This window comes from Geobacillus sp. CAMR5420, from assembly GCF_000691465.1.
Classification (GTDB): Bacteria; Bacillota; Bacilli; order Bacillales; family Anoxybacillaceae; genus Geobacillus; species Geobacillus thermoleovorans.
In genome coordinates, this window is record NZ_JHUS01000030.1 from 11,708 (window position 1) to 28,269 (window position 16,562).

The window sequence follows — 16,562 nt, forward strand, 5'->3', positions numbered from 1 at the left end:
ATAAAGGGGTGTAATTCATGATCGAACAGCTGTCATGGAAGGTAGGCGGCCAGCAAGGGGAAGGAATTGAAAGTACAGGGGAAATTTTTTCCACAGCGCTGAACCGCCTCGGATATTACTTATATGGATACCGCCATTTTTCTTCACGCATCAAAGGGGGTCATACGAACAACAAAATTCGCGTCAGCACGAAACCGGTGCGGGCGGTCGCTGATGATTTGGACATCTTGGTGGCGTTCGACCAAGAGACAATCGACTTCAACTTCCACGAGCTGCGTGACGGCGGCATCGTCATTGCGGACGCCAAATTCAATCCAGTGATTCCGGAAGGAAAAGGAGTGGCGCTTTACGCCGTTCCGTTCACCGATATCGCTACACAGCTTGGCAATCCGCTGATGAAAAACATGGTTGCCATCGGCGCGACAAGTGCGGTGCTCGATTTGGACGCCGCCGTGTTCGAAAGTGTTGTTGTGGATACATTTGGGCGCAAAGGGGCGCAAGTCGTTGAGAAAAACATGGAAGCGATTCGCGCTGGAGCGCAATATATGAAAGAGCAGCTCGATGGTTCGACGAAAACGATGAAACTAGCCAAAGCCGACGGCAAACGGCGAATGTTCATGATTGGCAACGACGCCATCGCCTTGGGCGCCATTGCCGGCGGGGCGCGCTTTATGGCCGCCTATCCGATCACCCCAGCTTCGGAGATTATGGAGTATTTGATTAAAAAGCTGCCGGATTTTGGGGGCGCGGTCATCCAGACAGAAGATGAAATCGCAGCCTGTACGATGGCGATCGGCGCCAACTATGCGGGCGTGCGGGCGTTCACCGCTTCCGCCGGACCCGGGTTGTCGCTTATGGCCGAAGCGATCGGACTAGCTGGGATGACGGAAACACCGCTTGTTGTGGTTGACACGCAACGAGGCGGTCCAAGCACCGGCTTGCCGACAAAGCAAGAGCAGTCGGATTTGCTCGCGATGATCTATGGCACGCACGGGGAAATTCCCAAAATTGTCATGGCGCCAAGCACGGTCGAAGAAGCGTTTTACGATATGGCGGAAGCGTTCAACTTAGCTGAGGAATACCAATGCCCGGTCATTTTCCTGTCGGATTTGCAGCTGTCGCTCGGCAAGCAGACGGTTGAGCCGCTTGATTACGATCGGATCGAGATCCGCCGCGGCAAGCTGATGAATGGTGAGCTGCCGCCGCTTCCGGACAAAGACAACTTCAAACGGTATGAAATCACGCCGGACGGTGTTTCGCCGCGGGTGCTGCCGGGAACAAAATACGGCATCCACCATGTCACCGGGGTCGAACACGCCGAAACAGGCCGCCCGTCAGAGACGGCGGCAAACCGCCGGGCGCAAATGGAAAAACGGATGCGCAAACTCGAGCACATCCACTTCCCGACGCCGGTGCACAAACAACTCCGCCACGAAGAACCGGATTTGCTCCTTGTTGGCTTTTTATCGACGCGCGGAGCCATTGAAGAAGCGATGGAGCGGCTCGAGCAAGATGGCGTCAAAGTCAACCATGCGCACATCCGTCTGCTTCATCCGTTCCCGGTTGACGACGTGCGGCCGCTTGTCGAGAAAGCGAAACGAGTCGTCGTCGTCGAGCAAAACGCCACCGGGCAGCTGGCGAACTTGTTGAAAATGAACGTCGGGCACGCTGATAAAATCGCCAGCGTCTTAAAATTCGACGGCAATCCGTTCTTGCCGGGCGACGTCTATACTAAATGCAAGGAGTTGTTAGCGCAATGGCCACCTTTAAAGATTTCCGCAATGATGTGAAACCGAACTGGTGTCCGGGGTGCGGCGACTTTTCCGTGCAGGCCGCCATCCAGCGCGCGGCCGCCAATCTCGGGTTGGAGCCGCACGAACTCGCGGTCATTTCCGGGATCGGCTGCTCGGGCCGCATTTCCGGCTACATTCACTCTTACGGCTTTCACGGCACGCACGGCCGCGTTTTGCCGCTGGCGCAAGGAGTGAAAATGGCGAACCGCGATTTGACGGTCATCGCCGCCGGCGGGGATGGCGACGCATTCGCGATCGGCATGGGGCACACGGTTCATGCCATTCGCCGCAACATCGACATCACATACATCGTCATGGACAACCAAATTTACGGGTTGACGAAAGGACAAACATCGCCGCGCAGTGCTGCCGGCTTCCAAACAAAAAGCACGCCGCACGGGTCGATCGAGCCGGCTTTGTCGCCGCTCGAGATCGCGTTAAGCGCCGGAGCGACGTTTGTCGCGCAAGGTTTCTCAAGCGATTTAAAAGAATTGACGAGCTTGATTGAGGAAGGCGTCAAGCATAAAGGCTTTGCGCTCATCAACGTCTTCAGCCCGTGCGTGACGTACAACAAAGTGAATACGTACGAGTGGTTCAAAGAGCGGCTCATCAAGGTGAGCGACATCGAAGGATACGACCCGTCCGACCGGGAGATGGCGATGCAGACGGTCATGAAATACGATGGGCTCGTCACCGGGATCATTTATCAAAACAAAGAACAAAAGTCGTACCAAGAGCTTGTGCCAGGCTACAGCGAGGCGCCGCTTGCCGAGGCGGAGCTGAAAATGAGCAAAGAAAAGTTCGCCGAACTCGTAGCAGAGTTTATGTAAAAATGGAAACAATTTGCACCCGATGGAGGCTTGCCTCATTGGGTGTTTTTTGTTATCATGACATGTTCCGGTCCTCCGGAACAAACCCCATTGTGTTTCCTTGCCGCTCGCGATATACTATGGTAGTGTGTGGTTGGAAGAAATTTGCCGAGGCGAGGCCGGCTGCACAGGAAAAGGCGGCCGCTCGTCCCGGATGATCGAATGATTTTGTGAAGAAAGGAGATTGCTATGAACGAAAAACAACGTTTGGAGCAAACGGGACAAATCAAAACCGAAAGCCATCCAGCGGACAGAAAATCCGCCTTGGACCGGCTGAAAGAAAAAACGACGAAAGACTATGAGAAATATTTCACGAGCGTGTTTCTCCCGCCGAATTTAAAAGAGGCGAAGAAACGCGGCAAAGAGGAAGTCAAGTACGTCAAAGACTTTTCGATTCCTGAAGAGTTTCGCGGCATGGGGCGCGGACGGAAGTTTTACATCCGCACGTATGGCTGTCAAATGAACGAGCACGATACGGAAGTGATGGCCGGCATTTTCATGGCGCTCGGCTATGAGCCGACCGACCGTCCGGAAGAGGCAAACGTCATTTTGCTCAACACGTGCGCGATCCGTGAAAACGCGGAAAACAAAGTGTTTGGCGAGCTCGGCTACTTAAAGCCGCTCAAAACGACGAACCCGGACTTATTGCTCGGCGTGTGCGGCTGTATGTCGCAAGAAGAATCGGTTGTCAAGAAAATTTTAAAGCAATACCAATACGTCGACCTTATTTTCGGCACGCACAACATCCATCGCCTGCCGTACATTTTGCATGAGGCGTACATGTCGAAAGAAATGGTCGTCGAAGTATGGTCGAAAGAGGGCGACGTTGTTGAAAACTTGCCGAAAGTGCGCAAAGGGAAGATTAAAGCATGGGTCAACATTATGTACGGCTGTGACAAGTTTTGCACGTACTGCATCGTTCCGTACACGCGCGGCAAAGAGCGAAGCCGCCGTCCGGAAGACATCATCCAAGAAGTGCGCCAGCTCGCCGCCCAAGGCTATAAAGAAATTACGCTCCTTGGGCAAAACGTCAACGCTTACGGAAAAGATTTCACCGACATCCAGTACGGCCTTGGCGATTTAATGGATGAGCTGCGCAAAATTGACATTGCGCGCATCCGCTTCACAACGAGCCATCCGCGCGACTTTGACGACCGGCTCATCGAAGTGCTCGCCAAACGCGGCAACTTGGTTGAGCATATCCATTTGCCGGTGCAATCGGGCAGCACGGAAATTTTAAAAATGATGGGCCGCAAATATACGCGCGAGGAGTACTTGGAGCTCGTTCGCAAAATCAAAGCCGCCATTCCGGATGTCGCGTTGACGACGGATATTATCGTCGGCTTCCCGAACGAGACGGACGAGCAGTTTGAAGAAACGCTGTCGCTTTACCGTGAAGTCGAATTTGACTCGGCCTACACGTTCATCTATTCACCGCGCGAAGGCACGCCGGCGGCGAACATGAAGGACAACGTGCCGATGGAAGTGAAAAAAGAGCGGCTCAAGCGTCTCAACGACCTTGTTCAGGAAATCGCGGCCAAGAAAATGAAGCAATACGAAGGGCAAGTCGTCGAAGTGCTTGTGGAAGGCGAAAGCAAAACGAATCCGGACGTATTGGCGGGTTATACGCGCAAAAACAAGCTCGTCCACTTCGTCGGCCCCAAATCGCTCATTGGCCAATTGGTCAACGTGCGCATTACGCAGGCAAAGACGTGGACGCTGACGGGCGAGCTAGTCAATGAAGCGATCGAGGTGAACGAACATGGCAAAATATACGCGGGATGATATCTTGGCCCAGGCGAAGCAGCTGGCGAAAATGATCGCCGAAACGGAAGAAGTCGACTTTTTCAAACGAGCGGAAGAAAAAATCCACCAAAACGAAAAAGTGCGCACGTTGATCAACGAGCTGAAATCGTTGCAAAAGCAAGCGGTCAACCTTCAGCATTACGGAAAACATGAAGCGCTGAAACAGGTTGAGGCCAAAATTGACGCCATTTACGAAGAGTTGTCGCAAATTCCGATCGTCAGCGAATTCCAGCAGTCCCAATCCGATGTGAACGACCTGCTTCAGCTCGTCGCCTCGACGATTTCGAATACGGTGACTGATGAAATTCTCGCTTCGACGGGCGGCGACGTGCTGCGCGGCGAAACCGGCGCCGCGCTTCGCTACAACAAACACGGCGGCTGCCATTAATGGCATGCGGCTCAAAAGCGTCCTTCGGGGCGCTTTTTTTCTTATGGGCGCGCTCTCCCTTCCCCCAAACCGCGGGCGGCTGCCTGGCGGCAAAAAAGAAGTCACATCGAACGGAGCAGGCGCATACAATGAACTATACGGAATAATGATTCATTTGCTGTGCACATTAGCGGAGATGGCGCATAGGATGAAATGAAGATTCATTTGAGGAGGGTTCCGTTCGATGTCTGAATACAGAGAAATTATTACGAAAGCCGTTGTCGGCAAAGGCCGCAAGTTTACACAATCGACCCATACGGTGACGGCGCCGAACCGCCCGTCAAGCATTCTTGGCTGCTGGATCATCAACCACCGTTATGAAGCGAAAAAATGCGATAAAACGGTCGAAATTCACGGCCATTATGACATCAACGTCTGGTATTCGTACAACCACAATACAAAAACCGAAGTCGTCACCGAAACGGTGTCGTATACGGACGTCGTCAAATTAAAATATCGCGACAAAGATAATTTAATCAGCGATGACACCGATGTCATCGTCCGCGTCATCCAGCAGCCGAACTGCCTCGAATGCACGATTTCGCCAAACGGCAATAAAATCGTTGTCGATGTTGAGCGGGAGTTTGTCGCCGAAGTGATCGGCGAAACGAAGGTGTGCGTTGCCATCAATCCGGAAGGATGCGGCAAGGACGACGATTTTTGCGACGAGGATGACCTTGATGAAGAATTAGAAGATTTAAGCCCAGATTTGCTGCTTGGCGAAGAAGAATAAAACTAGGAAATTTCTTTCCTAGTTTTTTCTTTTGCCGCTTGTTATAATAGTAGCGCAATCAACGAGCCTTCGGGCCGAAAAGGTTGGGGAGAAGCGATGCCATCGTACACACCGATGATCCAGCAATATTTGCACATTAAAGCGCAATATCCGGACGCGTTTTTATTTTTCCGGCTTGGCGATTTTTACGAACTGTTTTTTGACGACGCCATCAAGGCGGCGCAAGAGCTGGAAATTACATTAACAAGCCGCGACGGCGGCGATGAACGGGTGCCGATGTGCGGGGTGCCGTACCATTCGGCGCAAGGATATATTGAGCAGTTAATCGAAAAGGGATATAAAGTCGCCATTTGCGAACAAGTCGAAGACCCGAAAACGGCCAAAGGCGTCGTTCGCCGCGAAGTTGTGCAGCTCATCACCCCAGGGACGCTCATGGAAGGCAAAGGGCTCACCGAGAAGGAAAACCACTACTTGGCGGCGCTCACGCCGTTTGCTGATGGTACATACGGATTGGCTTACGCCGATTTGTCGACCGGCGAGGTCCGGTTGACGCTTCTTTCTTCGTGGGAGGAAGCGACAAACGAATTGCACGCCGTTGGAGCGCGGGAGATCATCGTTGCCACAGACAGCGGCGAAGAGTGGGTGCGCGAGCTGAAAGAGCGGTACGGGGCGGCGGTCTCTTATGAGGACGACACATCTCTATGCGACGAATGGAACGGCGTCATCGGCCATGTGGCGCAAGAAAAGCTGCGGCAGGCCGCAGCCCGCTTGCTTCATTACCTCGTCCGCACGCAAAAGCGGCGGCTCGATCATTTGCAGCCGGCTGAGTTGTATCAAGTTGACCACTATATGAAAATGGACCGACATTCCAAGCTGCATTTGGAATTGGTCGAAACGGTGCGGTCAAAAGGAAGGAAAGGCTCGTTGTTATGGCTTTTGGATGAAACGGTGACAGCGATGGGCGGGCGGCTCTTAAAACAATGGCTGGACCGGCCGCTCATTGATCGGCGCGAAATCGAACGGCGCCTCGATTTTGTGGAAACGTTGAAAACGAGCTATTTTGAACGGCAGGAGCTGCGCGACAGGCTGCGCGGCGTTTACGACATTGAGCGCCTTGTCGGCCGTGTCTCCTACGGCAACGCCAATGCCCGCGATCTCGTGCAGCTGAAAAAGTCGCTTCTTCAAGTGCCGGCGCTCCGCCAGACGGTCGGCGCACTGCCGCTCGCTGAAGCGGACAAGCTGTGCGAGCGCCTTGACCCGTGCGAAGAGCTCGTCGATTTGCTCGAGCGCTCGATTCAAGAACAGCCGCCGCTTTCCGTCAAAGAAGGGAACCTCATCAAAGACGGATATGACAAGCAGCTCGACCGCTACCGCGATGCGAGCCGCAACGGCAAGGCGTGGATCGCTGAACTTGAGGCGAAGGAGCGGGAAGCGACCGGCATCAAATCGCTCAAAGTCGGCTACAACCGAGTGTTTGGCTACTATATTGAAGTGACAAAGCCCAATCTCCCCCTTGTTCCGGAAGGACGTTACGAGCGGAAGCAGACGCTCGCCAACGCCGAGCGGTTTATCACCCCGGAGTTGAAGGAAAAAGAGGCGCTCATTTTGGAGGCGGAAGAAAAAAGCATCGAACTCGAATATGAACTGTTTGTCGCCATTCGCGAGCAGGTGAAGCAATACATCCCGCGCCTGCAGACGTTGGCGAAAGCCATTGCCGAGCTTGATGTGCTTCAATCATTCGCAACGATCAGCGACGAGTATCGCTACGTGCGTCCGCAGTTTTCCACGGAGCGCGTCTTGGTGATTCAAGGCGGCCGCCACCCGGTTGTCGAAAAAGTGCTCGGCGCGCAAATGTACGTGCCGAATGACTGCTACATGAACCGCGAGCGGGAAATGCTGCTCATCACTGGACCGAACATGGCTGGAAAAAGCACGTACATGCGGCAAGTGGCGCTCACCGCCGTCATGGCGCAAATCGGCTGTTTCGTTCCCGCCGAGCGGGCGGTGCTGCCCATTTTTGACCAAGTGTTCACCCGCATCGGCGCTGCTGACGACCTGTCGGCAGGACAAAGCACGTTTATGGTCGAAATGTTGGAGGCGCGCCACGCCATCGCTCATGCGACACAAAACAGCCTCATTTTGTTTGATGAAATCGGGCGCGGCACATCGACGTACGACGGCATGGCGCTCGCCCAGGCGATCATTGAGTACATTCACGACCATATCGGCGCGAAAACACTATTTAGCACCCACTACCATGAACTCACCGCCTTGGAGCGTTCGCTCCCGCGGCTTTCGAACGTCCATGCCCGCGCCATCGAGGAAAACGGCAAAGTCGTCTTTTTGCATCAAATCGCCGACGGGCCGGCCGACAAGAGCTACGGCATTCACGTCGCCGAGCTGGCCGGGCTGCCGGCTTCGCTCATTGAACGCGCGCGGGCCATTTTAGCGGAACTGGAGAAAGCGGCGGGAAAACAGGAAGCCGCCGCAGGCAGGATGGACGATGGCGCTTTGGCGGAAGCGGGTTTGGCTTTTCAGGGGAACGAAGCGTTAGACGTCGGCAGCAAGGTTGAGCGCGAGAAGGCCTCCCGTCCGTCAGCCGGCGCGGCGCGGGAGGGCGTTTTGGCGGAAGCGGCGTTTGAGCAGCTGAGTATGTTTCCTGACCTTGCCCCGGCGCCTGTGGAGCCGCCTCTTTCAAACAAAGAGAAAAAGGCGCTCGCGGCGCTGAAAGAGATCAATTTGCTCGAGATGACGCCGCTTGAGGCGCTCAACAAACTGTATGAACTGCAAAAGCTCCTCAAGTAAAGGAGGGAGGCCCGATGGGACGCATCCGCAAGCTCGATGACCTGCTGGCAAACAAAATCGCCGCCGGCGAGGTCGTCGAGCGGCCGGCTTCGGTCGTCAAGGAGTTGGTGGAAAACGCCATTGATGCCCATAGTACGGTCATCAACATCGAGCTTGAAGAGGCGGGAATGGCGAAAATCCGCGTCATCGACAACGGCGACGGCATGGAGGAAGACGACTGCTTGCTCGCTTTTGAACGCCATGCGACAAGCAAAATTCATGACGAGCACGATTTGTTCCGCATCCGCACGCTCGGGTTCCGCGGTGAGGCGCTGCCGAGCATCGCTTCTGTATCCGAAGTGGAGCTGACGACCGGCACGGGCAGCGGACCGGGAACGAAGCTTGTGCTTCAAGGCGGCGCACTCGTCTCCCGCGAGCGGGCGGCGGGGCGCAAAGGAACGGATATTACCGTATCGAACTTGTTTTTCAACACCCCAGCGCGCTTGAAATATATGAAAACGATCCACACCGAGCTCGGCCATGCGGCCGACGTCGTCAACCGACTAGCGCTCGCCCATCCGGACGTATCATTTCGCCTCCGCCACCAGGGCAAAACATTGCTTGCCACCAATGGCAGCGGCGATGTCCGGCACGTGCTCGCCGCTATTTACGGCGCCGAGACGGCGAGACAAATGATCCCCATCGAAGCGGAATCGCTCGATTTTACCGTTCGCGGCTACATTTCGCCGCCGGACGTGACGCGCGCCTCGCGCAACTACATCTCGCTTGTTGTCAACGGCCGCTATGTGCGCAGCGTGCCGCTCATGAAAGCGATTGAAGCCGGCTACCATACGCTCTTGCCGATCGGCCGCTATCCGATTGTGTTTTTATCCATTGAAATGGATCCGGTGCTTGTCGATGTCAACGTCCATCCGGCAAAGCTCGAAGTCCGCTTTAGCAAGGAAGCAGAGCTGAATGAGCTCGTCACAGACGCCATCCGCCAGGCATTTCGCAAGCGGACGCTCATTCCGTCCGTATCTGCCGACAGCAAGATGGCAAAACCAAAGGCGGAGCAGGCGGCTTGGACGTTCACTCATCGCGTCCGCGAGCCGTCTGTCTTATCGAGCGACATCGGCGGCGGGGAAGATGCGACCGCCCCTCTTGCGCCGCTAACCGGTGACGCACCGGCTGAGCGGCCATCCGCGGCTGTGCAGACGGATGAATGTGGAATACCGGACGAACATGGGCCCGCTTTCGAGCGAAAGCAGGAGGAAGAGGAGGGAGAAGAGCGGTGCTCTCCCCGCTTGCCGACAGATGGGCAAGCGGAGGATAAAGCGGCGGCCGATCGCCTGCCGCCGCTTTATCCGATTGGACAATTGCATGGGACGTACATTTTGGCGGAGAACGAACATGGGCTGTATATGATCGATCAGCATGCGGCTCAAGAGCGGATCAACTATGAATATTTCCGGGAAAAACTCGGCGAAGCCACGAAGGAAGTGCAGGAGCTGCTCGTTCCGTTGATGTTTGAATATCCAGCCGACGAGTACGAGCGGATCGCCGCCTGCCGCGATGAGCTGGCGCGCTGCGGCGTGTTTCTTGAGCCGTTTGGGCCGCGGGCGTTTCTCGTTCGCTCCCATCCGACGTGGTTTCCGAAAGGGAGAGAAAGGGAAATCATCGAGGAAATGATCGAACAAGTGTTGGCGGCCAAAACGGTCGACATCAAGCAATTGCGCGAACAAGCGGCGATCTTAATGAGCTGCAAGCGCGCCATTAAAGCAAACCAACATTTGCGCCAGGATGAACTGTTCGCTTTGCTTGAGGCGCTGCGGCAGACAACGGACCCATTTACTTGTCCCCACGGCCGGCCGATCATCGTTCATTTTTCGACATATGAAATTGAAAAACTATTTAAACGGGTGATGTAGCCTGCGCCCCCTTTGCGCGACAAAGGGGGCGCTTTTTGTAATCGTTTTGTAATCTACTTTTATTCTTTCTGTTACAGACGGATTGCTTTGATTTTACTATAATGGCTCATGTGTAGGAATACGTGGTGAATTTTGTAGAGTGATAGCGAATTTTGGCTAAGCGGCTGGATAGATAAAGATCCATATCGACGTCATAGGGGGATGCAGCATGAAAAAGACGGTTGTATTGACAAGCACGTTGATCGGCTCGCTGTTGGCCGGCCACGCGGCATCGGCGGCGAGCTATACGGTGCAAAAAGGCGATACGCTTTGGAAGATTGCCCGGCAATCCGGCACGACGGTCGCAGCGTTAAAGCAAGAAAACGGTTTGTCTTCGGATTTGATTTTTCCCGGACAAGTATTGCGCGTCAATGAACCAAATAAATCAAACGAAACTTCTTCGAATACATATACGGTCGAGCCTGGTGATACGCTAAGCGGAATCGCCCGCAAGTTTAGCACGACTGTGGATGCGTTGCTCAAGCTTAATCCAAGCATTACGAACCCAGACTTCATTCGCGCCGGGCAGAAGCTGCAAGTAGCAGGGGAACAGGAACGTTCCAATACATACAATGTGCAGCCGGCAGCCGTGCCGACAAGCGGCCGGTATATCGTGCAGGCGGGGGATACGCTGCTTGAGATTGCGAACAAGTTTCAAACGACGGTCGACCGTCTATTGGCACTGAATCCGCAAATTACAAACCCGAACACCATCCGCATTGGCCAAGCCATTAAAGTGGCGGGCGGAACGACTGATGTCCGGGAGGCCAAGCAGCAAGTATCGGCCGCCAACTCGGCTGCCACTGAGTCGTCCGCATCGCTTGCCGACCGAATCATCGATATTGCGGAAAAATATTTAGGGGCGCGTTATTTGTACGGAGCAAGCCCGTCGCGCACCGATGTGTTTGACTGCTCATCGTTTACGATGCGCGTCTTCAGCGAAGCCGGCATTTCGCTGCCGCGCACATCCACCGCTCAAGCGCAAGCCGGAAGAACGGTGTCGTTTAACCAATTGCAAAAAGGCGATCTCGTCTTTTTTGACACCGATTCAAATGGGACGATCAACCATGTCGGCATTTACGCTGGCAACGGGCAAATGATCAACGCGACCGTTTCGTTGGGTGTTGCGTATTCGTCGCTGACGTCATCCTATTGGAAAACGCGGTATGTAAAAGCGGTTCGGGTCATCAACTAAATGAAAGACGATTAACGCAGCTGTTCGTGCGAAGCCTTAGGCGCTTCGGTGAACAGCTTTTTTGTTGTTCGTGCGAGTGAAAGCCGAATCCAACAAAGATGCAGGATGATGCCGCGGAAAAACGGGTTAGCGGTTTTGAGGCTTTCTGCTTTTAAGGCAACAAAAAACAGCAACAAGTACAAATAGTCCGGCTTTCTGGCGCGTATCATTTGGTGCCATGATGATTCATCATGTAAAATAAGATATTCATAGATGATCAAAAAGGAGGGCATTGGTATGAACAGCCGTCTGTCCGTGATGGTGAGCATTGTGCTGGCCATGCTCGTCGCCTCGATGGATACGACGATCATGAACACGACGATGCCGATCATCGCCAAAGAACTTGGGGGATTCTCCCTTTATGCATGGGCGTTTGCGTCATACATGATTACGACAACCGTCCTGTCACCGATTGCCGGCCGTCTGTCCGACCTGTTTGGCCGCAAAAACGTATTCAGCTTTGGCATCATTTTATTTTTGATTGGCTCGCTTCTTTGCGGTTTGTCGCAAAATATGGTGCAACTCGTCCTGTTCCGCGCCGTACAAGGGGTCGGCGCCGGGTTTATGATGCCGTTTCCGGCCATTATCGCCGGCGATTTGTTTCCGGTGGAAAGGCGCGGAAAGATCCAGGCGTTTTTTACCGCCATGTGGGGGATTTCCGCCGTCTTGGCGCCGCTTTTAGGCTCGCTGTTTGTCGAATACGCGACATGGCGCTGGATTTTTTATGTCAACATTCCCATTTGCCTGCTCTCGCTTGTGACGTTGTTTCCATATAAAGAAGTATATGAACCGAAGCGGGCGGCGGTTGACTATATGGGGGCGGTGTTATTTGCCGCCGCAGTCAGCCTGCTTTTGCTCGTCACTGTTGCGAAGCGCGGACAATGGTGGTACGGGGCGGCCGGTGCGCTCTTGCTCATGGTGTTTTACTTTTTCGAAAAACGGCAGCCGTCTCCGCTCGTGCCGCTTTCACTTGTTCATCACCGCACGCTCAAATGGATGAACATTAACGGCTTTGTCAGCTGCGTCGCGCTGTTTGGCACGTCAAGCTACATTCCGCTCTTTTTGCAAAATGTTGCTCATTTATCGGTATTTATCAGCGGCGTCGCTTTGCTCGGCTCGTCCGTTGGTTGGATGATCGCCGCCGTGCCGGCCGGGAAATGGATTTTGCGCTATGGCTACCGTCCGCTTCTCATCATCGGCAATGTGCTGCTGGTTGCGTCCGGCTTGCTTCTGGCGCTGCTGAACGAAAGTCACGGGTTTTGGTATGTGTTTTTCGTCATGTTTGTCCAAGGGCTGTCGTTTGGGTTGACCTCGACCGTCGGCGTCATCGGCTCGCAGCAGCTTGCGGACGTCCATGAAAAAGGAATCGCGACGTCCTTTTTTATGTTTTGCCGCAATATCGGCACGGCGATCGGCGTGACCGTCATGGGAGCGTTTTTGACGAAGGCGCCGACGTTTATGACCGGCATCCATCATTTGTTTTTATTCGGCCTCATTGGCAGCATCGCCGCGCTTGTCACCTCGCTTTTCATTCATGATGAAGCCGAAACCGGCCGAAACACGTGGCAGCCGGAAGGAACGGCGTAAGGCGGGGAAGCGGCATGGGGGCGGCCGGTTTGCTCTCCTTGCGAGTTTACGGTGAAAGAGGAGGCTCATTGAGAAAATCCAGTTGATTTTCTCAATGAAGCAGGCCTTTTCATCAAAGATGGCGAAAGAGCCAAAAAAAATACTAAACATTGGCTGTTATCATCCGATAATGTAGATGGAACAACATACTGATTCACAGACGGAGGACTTGCCAATGAACATGAAAATGACCGTGCGCAAAAAACTGCTGGCTGGCTTCGGCCTCGTCTACGTGTTGATCGCGCTGCTAGTCGGGTTTTCTTATTACGAAATTTCGACTCTTGACCGTACATACACCGATGTGATCGACAAACGGGTGACGAAGCTTGTCAATGCCAAAGAGCTTGAAGTATTGATCCGCCGCGAGGTCGGCAGCATGCGCGGCTATTTGTTGACCGGCGATGAGACGTCAAGGAAAAATTTTGAAAAAGCGCATGGGGAGTACAAGAAAATAAGCGAAAAGCTTGCGGCGGAGCTGACGCGGGAAGAAACGAAACAGTTGCTTGCCGAGCTCGATTTGCTTGAACAGCAGTTTTACGAACTTGGGCAAAAAACGTTCGACCTAAAAGCGCAAAACAAACCGGAGCAGTACATCGCCCTTGTGACCACAACAGGGCGCGACTTAACAACCCAATTTGATGAAAAGGTGAATCAATTGGTCGCTCTCCAGCAGCGGGAAATGAAGGAAGCTAATGATGATGCGAGCGCATCGGCGGCTGCGGTCCAGCGGCTGATCATCATCGTCGGCTTGTTGACGGCGGCGGCTGGAGCGACCGTCAGCTATTACATCAGCCGCTCGCTTTCCCGCCCGCTATTGGCGCTGTCGGAAGCGGCGAAGCGGATCGCCGCCGGCGATTTGACGGACGGGCGGCTCTCGGTTCGCAACCGCGATGAAATTGGCGCACTCGCCGCTTCGTTTGAGCAAATGGCGAAAAACTTGCGCGAAGTGCTTCAAGAAGTGGCGCAAAACGCCGAGCAAGTCGCCGCTTCGTCGGAGGAGCTGGCAGCGAGCGCCGAACAGACGAGCAAGGCGACCGAGCAAATCGCCATGACGATTCAGGGCGTTGCTTCCGGCATGGACAAGCAAATGCAAAGCGTGGAAGAAACGTCCGCCGCCGTCGATTCGATGTCTGAGAGAATCGAGCAAATTTCCGGACGGGCGCAAAGCGTGTCCGCCATCGCTGCTGAGGCGTCAAGACAAGCGGCTGAGGGAGGGCAAACGATCGAGGCGGGCGTTGCGCAAATGAACAAAGTCAACGATACGGTCGAGCGGCTGGCTGACCTCATTAAAGGGCTTGGCCACCGTTCCGAGCAAATCGGCTCGATCATCGAAGCAATCCGCAGCATCGCGGCGCAGACGAACTTGCTCGCCTTAAACGCCGCCATTGAGGCGGCGCGCGCCGGCGAGCACGGGCGCGGCTTTGCCGTCGTTGCTGACGAAGTGCGGAAGCTCGCCGAGCAATCGGCCCAATCGGCCCAGCAAATCGCGGAATTGATCGCTGCCATTCAAGAAGAAACGGTCCATGCCGTCCAATCAATGGAGTCGGTCGTCAACGAAGTGACGGCCGGAACGAACGTCATTCGCGCCTCGGGAGAAATGTTCGCCCGCATTCGCGCCGCCGTGGACGAAGTTGCGGCGCAAATCCGCGACGTATCCACCGCGGTCAGCGACATAGTCTCTTCTTCGGAGCAAATGGTGCGCTCCGTCCGGCTTGTCGCCGACGTGGCCGAGTCGACATCGGCCGGTGCGCAGGAGGTGTCGGCGGCGACCGAGGAACAGCTGGCCTCGATGGAGGAAATTTCAGCTTCGGCCGCGTCGCTCTCGAAAATGGCGGACGATTTGCAGGCGATTGTCAACAAGTTTTCATTATGATGAGCGCCTTTTATGGCGTTCATTTTTTTCCATATGGTTATGGCGAAAGGGAAGAAAGGCGATTTTTCGCGCTGCCATGTATAAAACGATTTGTGGATGGCGAAAACGTATGAAAGAAATGGTTCCATGCACAGCTGTTTTTATGTATAATGATGGTTGACACAAGTCCCACAACAGAAAGCAGTGACGCGCTATGGCTGAAAAAGTCGCCGTCATCGTCGGGCCGACGGCGGTCGGCAAAACGAAGCTCGGCATCGCGTTGGCGAAAAAGCTGGGCGGAGAGGTCATCAGCGGCGATTCGATGCAAATTTATAAAGGGATGGACATTGGCACGGCGAAAGTGAAGCCCGATGAGATGGAAGGAATCCCGCATCATTTGCTGGACATCAAAGAGCCGTGCGAACCGTTTTCCGTCGTCGAATTTCAGCGGCTTTGCCGTGCGCTCATCACCGAGATTTCGGCGCGCGGCCGGCTGCCGATCATCGTCGGCGGCACCGGGCTGTACATTCAGGCAGCCCTTTACGATTACCAATTTTCCGCCGCCCCTTCCGACGAAGCGTACCGCCGGGCGCTCAAACAGCTGGCGGCCGAGCAAGGAGCCGAAGCGCTTCACCGGCGGCTTGAGGCGGTTGATCCAATAAGTGCGGCCCGTATTCATCCGCACAACATCCGCCGCGTCATCCGCGCCTTAGAAGTGTATCATTGCACCGGAAAGCCGTTCAGCGAGTGGCAGCAAGGGCAGTCAAAGCGGCTTTTGTATGAGGCGGCCATCGTTGGCTTGACGGCGGAGCGGGAGGCGCTTTACCGCCGCATCAACGAGCGGGTCGATGAGATGATCGCCGCAGGGTTGATCGAAGAGGCGAGGGCGCTTTATGACCGCGGCCTGCGCGACTGCCAGGCGGTGCAAGCCATCGGCTACAAGGAGCTGTACGACTATTTTGACGGCCGCGTTTCCCTTGATGAAGCGATCGAGCAGCTGAAACAAAATTCGCGCCGCTATGCGAAACGGCAGCTCACTTGGTTTCGCAACCAAATGCCGGTGAAATGGTTTGACATGACCGACGCTGGGCAGTTCGCCGCCAAGGTGGAGGAAATTTCTCGCTATGTAGCAGGAAAGCTTCAACTTGAAGCGAATATATAATTATATCCTTAGAGAGAAAAGAGGAGGACGTTTGATGAAAAATACGATCAATATTCAAGACCAGTTTTTAAACCAGCTGCGCAAAGAGGGCATTCAAGTGACCGTCTTCTTATTGAACGGCTTCCAACTGCGCGGATACATTAAAGGGTTTGACAACTTCACCGTACTTTTGGAAGTGCAAGGAAAACAACAGCTCATTTACAAGCACGCCATTTCGACGTTTGCGCCGGAGCGGAACATCCATTTTGAAACCGAACAGTAAGACCGACGGTACATACGCCGCCGAAAAAAGGCGCCTTCCTTCGCGGA

At 54.4% G+C, this 16,562-nt stretch carries 12 protein-coding genes; all 12 read left to right on the forward strand.

The window, feature by feature from the left end; all coding sequences use genetic code 11:
* Nucleotides 1-17 precede the first annotated feature (17 nt).
* The 12 genes from DI44_RS09955 (at nt 18) to hfq (ending at nt 16,515) form a co-directional block, all read left to right on the forward strand.
* The gene (locus tag DI44_RS09955) at nt 18-1,790 is read left to right on the forward strand and encodes a 2-oxoacid:acceptor oxidoreductase subunit alpha (protein ID WP_011230800.1); all 1,773 of its coding nucleotides are present in this window, start codon (nt 18-20) and stop codon (nt 1,788-1,790) included.
* Nucleotides 1,757-2,623, forward strand: a complete 867-nt coding sequence (locus DI44_RS09950) for a 2-oxoacid:ferredoxin oxidoreductase subunit beta (RefSeq protein ID WP_033025122.1) — start codon at nt 1,757-1,759, stop codon at nt 2,621-2,623. The genes DI44_RS09955 and DI44_RS09950 overlap by 34 nt, the downstream gene beginning before the upstream one ends.
* Nucleotides 2,624-2,851: 228 nt before the next feature.
* The gene (gene miaB, locus DI44_RS09945; protein WP_011230802.1) at nt 2,852-4,447 is read left to right on the forward strand and encodes a tRNA (N6-isopentenyl adenosine(37)-C2)-methylthiotransferase MiaB; all 1,596 of its coding nucleotides are present in this window, start codon (nt 2,852-2,854) and stop codon (nt 4,445-4,447) included.
* Nucleotides 4,425-4,856, forward strand: a complete 432-nt coding sequence (locus DI44_RS09940; protein WP_011230803.1) for a RicAFT regulatory complex protein RicA family protein — start codon at nt 4,425-4,427, stop codon at nt 4,854-4,856. Before miaB ends, DI44_RS09940 begins: the two co-directional genes overlap by 23 nt.
* 223 nt (nt 4,857-5,079) lie before the next feature.
* Nucleotides 5,080-5,628 carry an outer spore coat protein CotE gene (locus tag DI44_RS09935; protein ID WP_011230804.1) on the forward strand — a complete coding sequence of 183 codons (549 nt, stop codon included), beginning with the start codon at nt 5,080-5,082 and terminating at the stop codon, nt 5,626-5,628.
* Nucleotides 5,629-5,724: 96 nt separating this feature from the next.
* A complete protein-coding gene (gene mutS / locus DI44_RS09930) occupies nt 5,725-8,433 on the forward strand; it encodes a DNA mismatch repair protein MutS (RefSeq protein ID WP_033025123.1) in 2,709 nt (902 codons plus the stop codon).
* A 14-nt stretch (nt 8,434-8,447) separates the two neighbouring features.
* The gene (mutL, locus tag DI44_RS09925; RefSeq protein WP_033025124.1) at nt 8,448-10,340 is read left to right on the forward strand and encodes a DNA mismatch repair endonuclease MutL; all 1,893 of its coding nucleotides are present in this window, start codon (nt 8,448-8,450) and stop codon (nt 10,338-10,340) included.
* Nucleotides 10,341-10,548: 208 nt separating this feature from the next.
* The gene (locus DI44_RS09920) at nt 10,549-11,574 is read left to right on the forward strand and encodes a C40 family peptidase (RefSeq protein ID WP_011230807.1); all 1,026 of its coding nucleotides are present in this window, start codon (nt 10,549-10,551) and stop codon (nt 11,572-11,574) included.
* A gap of 276 nt (nt 11,575-11,850) precedes the next feature.
* The gene (locus DI44_RS09910; protein ID WP_033025125.1) at nt 11,851-13,200 is read left to right on the forward strand and encodes an MDR family MFS transporter; all 1,350 of its coding nucleotides are present in this window, start codon (nt 11,851-11,853) and stop codon (nt 13,198-13,200) included.
* A gap of 214 nt (nt 13,201-13,414) precedes the next feature.
* A complete protein-coding gene (locus tag DI44_RS09905; protein WP_033025126.1) occupies nt 13,415-15,112 on the forward strand; it encodes a methyl-accepting chemotaxis protein in 1,698 nt (565 codons plus the stop codon).
* Between the two features lie 193 nt (nt 15,113-15,305).
* A complete protein-coding gene (gene miaA / locus DI44_RS09900) occupies nt 15,306-16,253 on the forward strand; it encodes a tRNA (adenosine(37)-N6)-dimethylallyltransferase MiaA (RefSeq protein WP_011230811.1) in 948 nt (315 codons plus the stop codon).
* Nucleotides 16,254-16,287: 34 nt separating this feature from the next.
* Nucleotides 16,288-16,515, forward strand: a complete 228-nt coding sequence (hfq, locus tag DI44_RS09895) for an RNA chaperone Hfq (RefSeq protein WP_011230812.1) — start codon at nt 16,288-16,290, stop codon at nt 16,513-16,515.
* Nucleotides 16,516-16,562 lie beyond the last annotated feature (47 nt).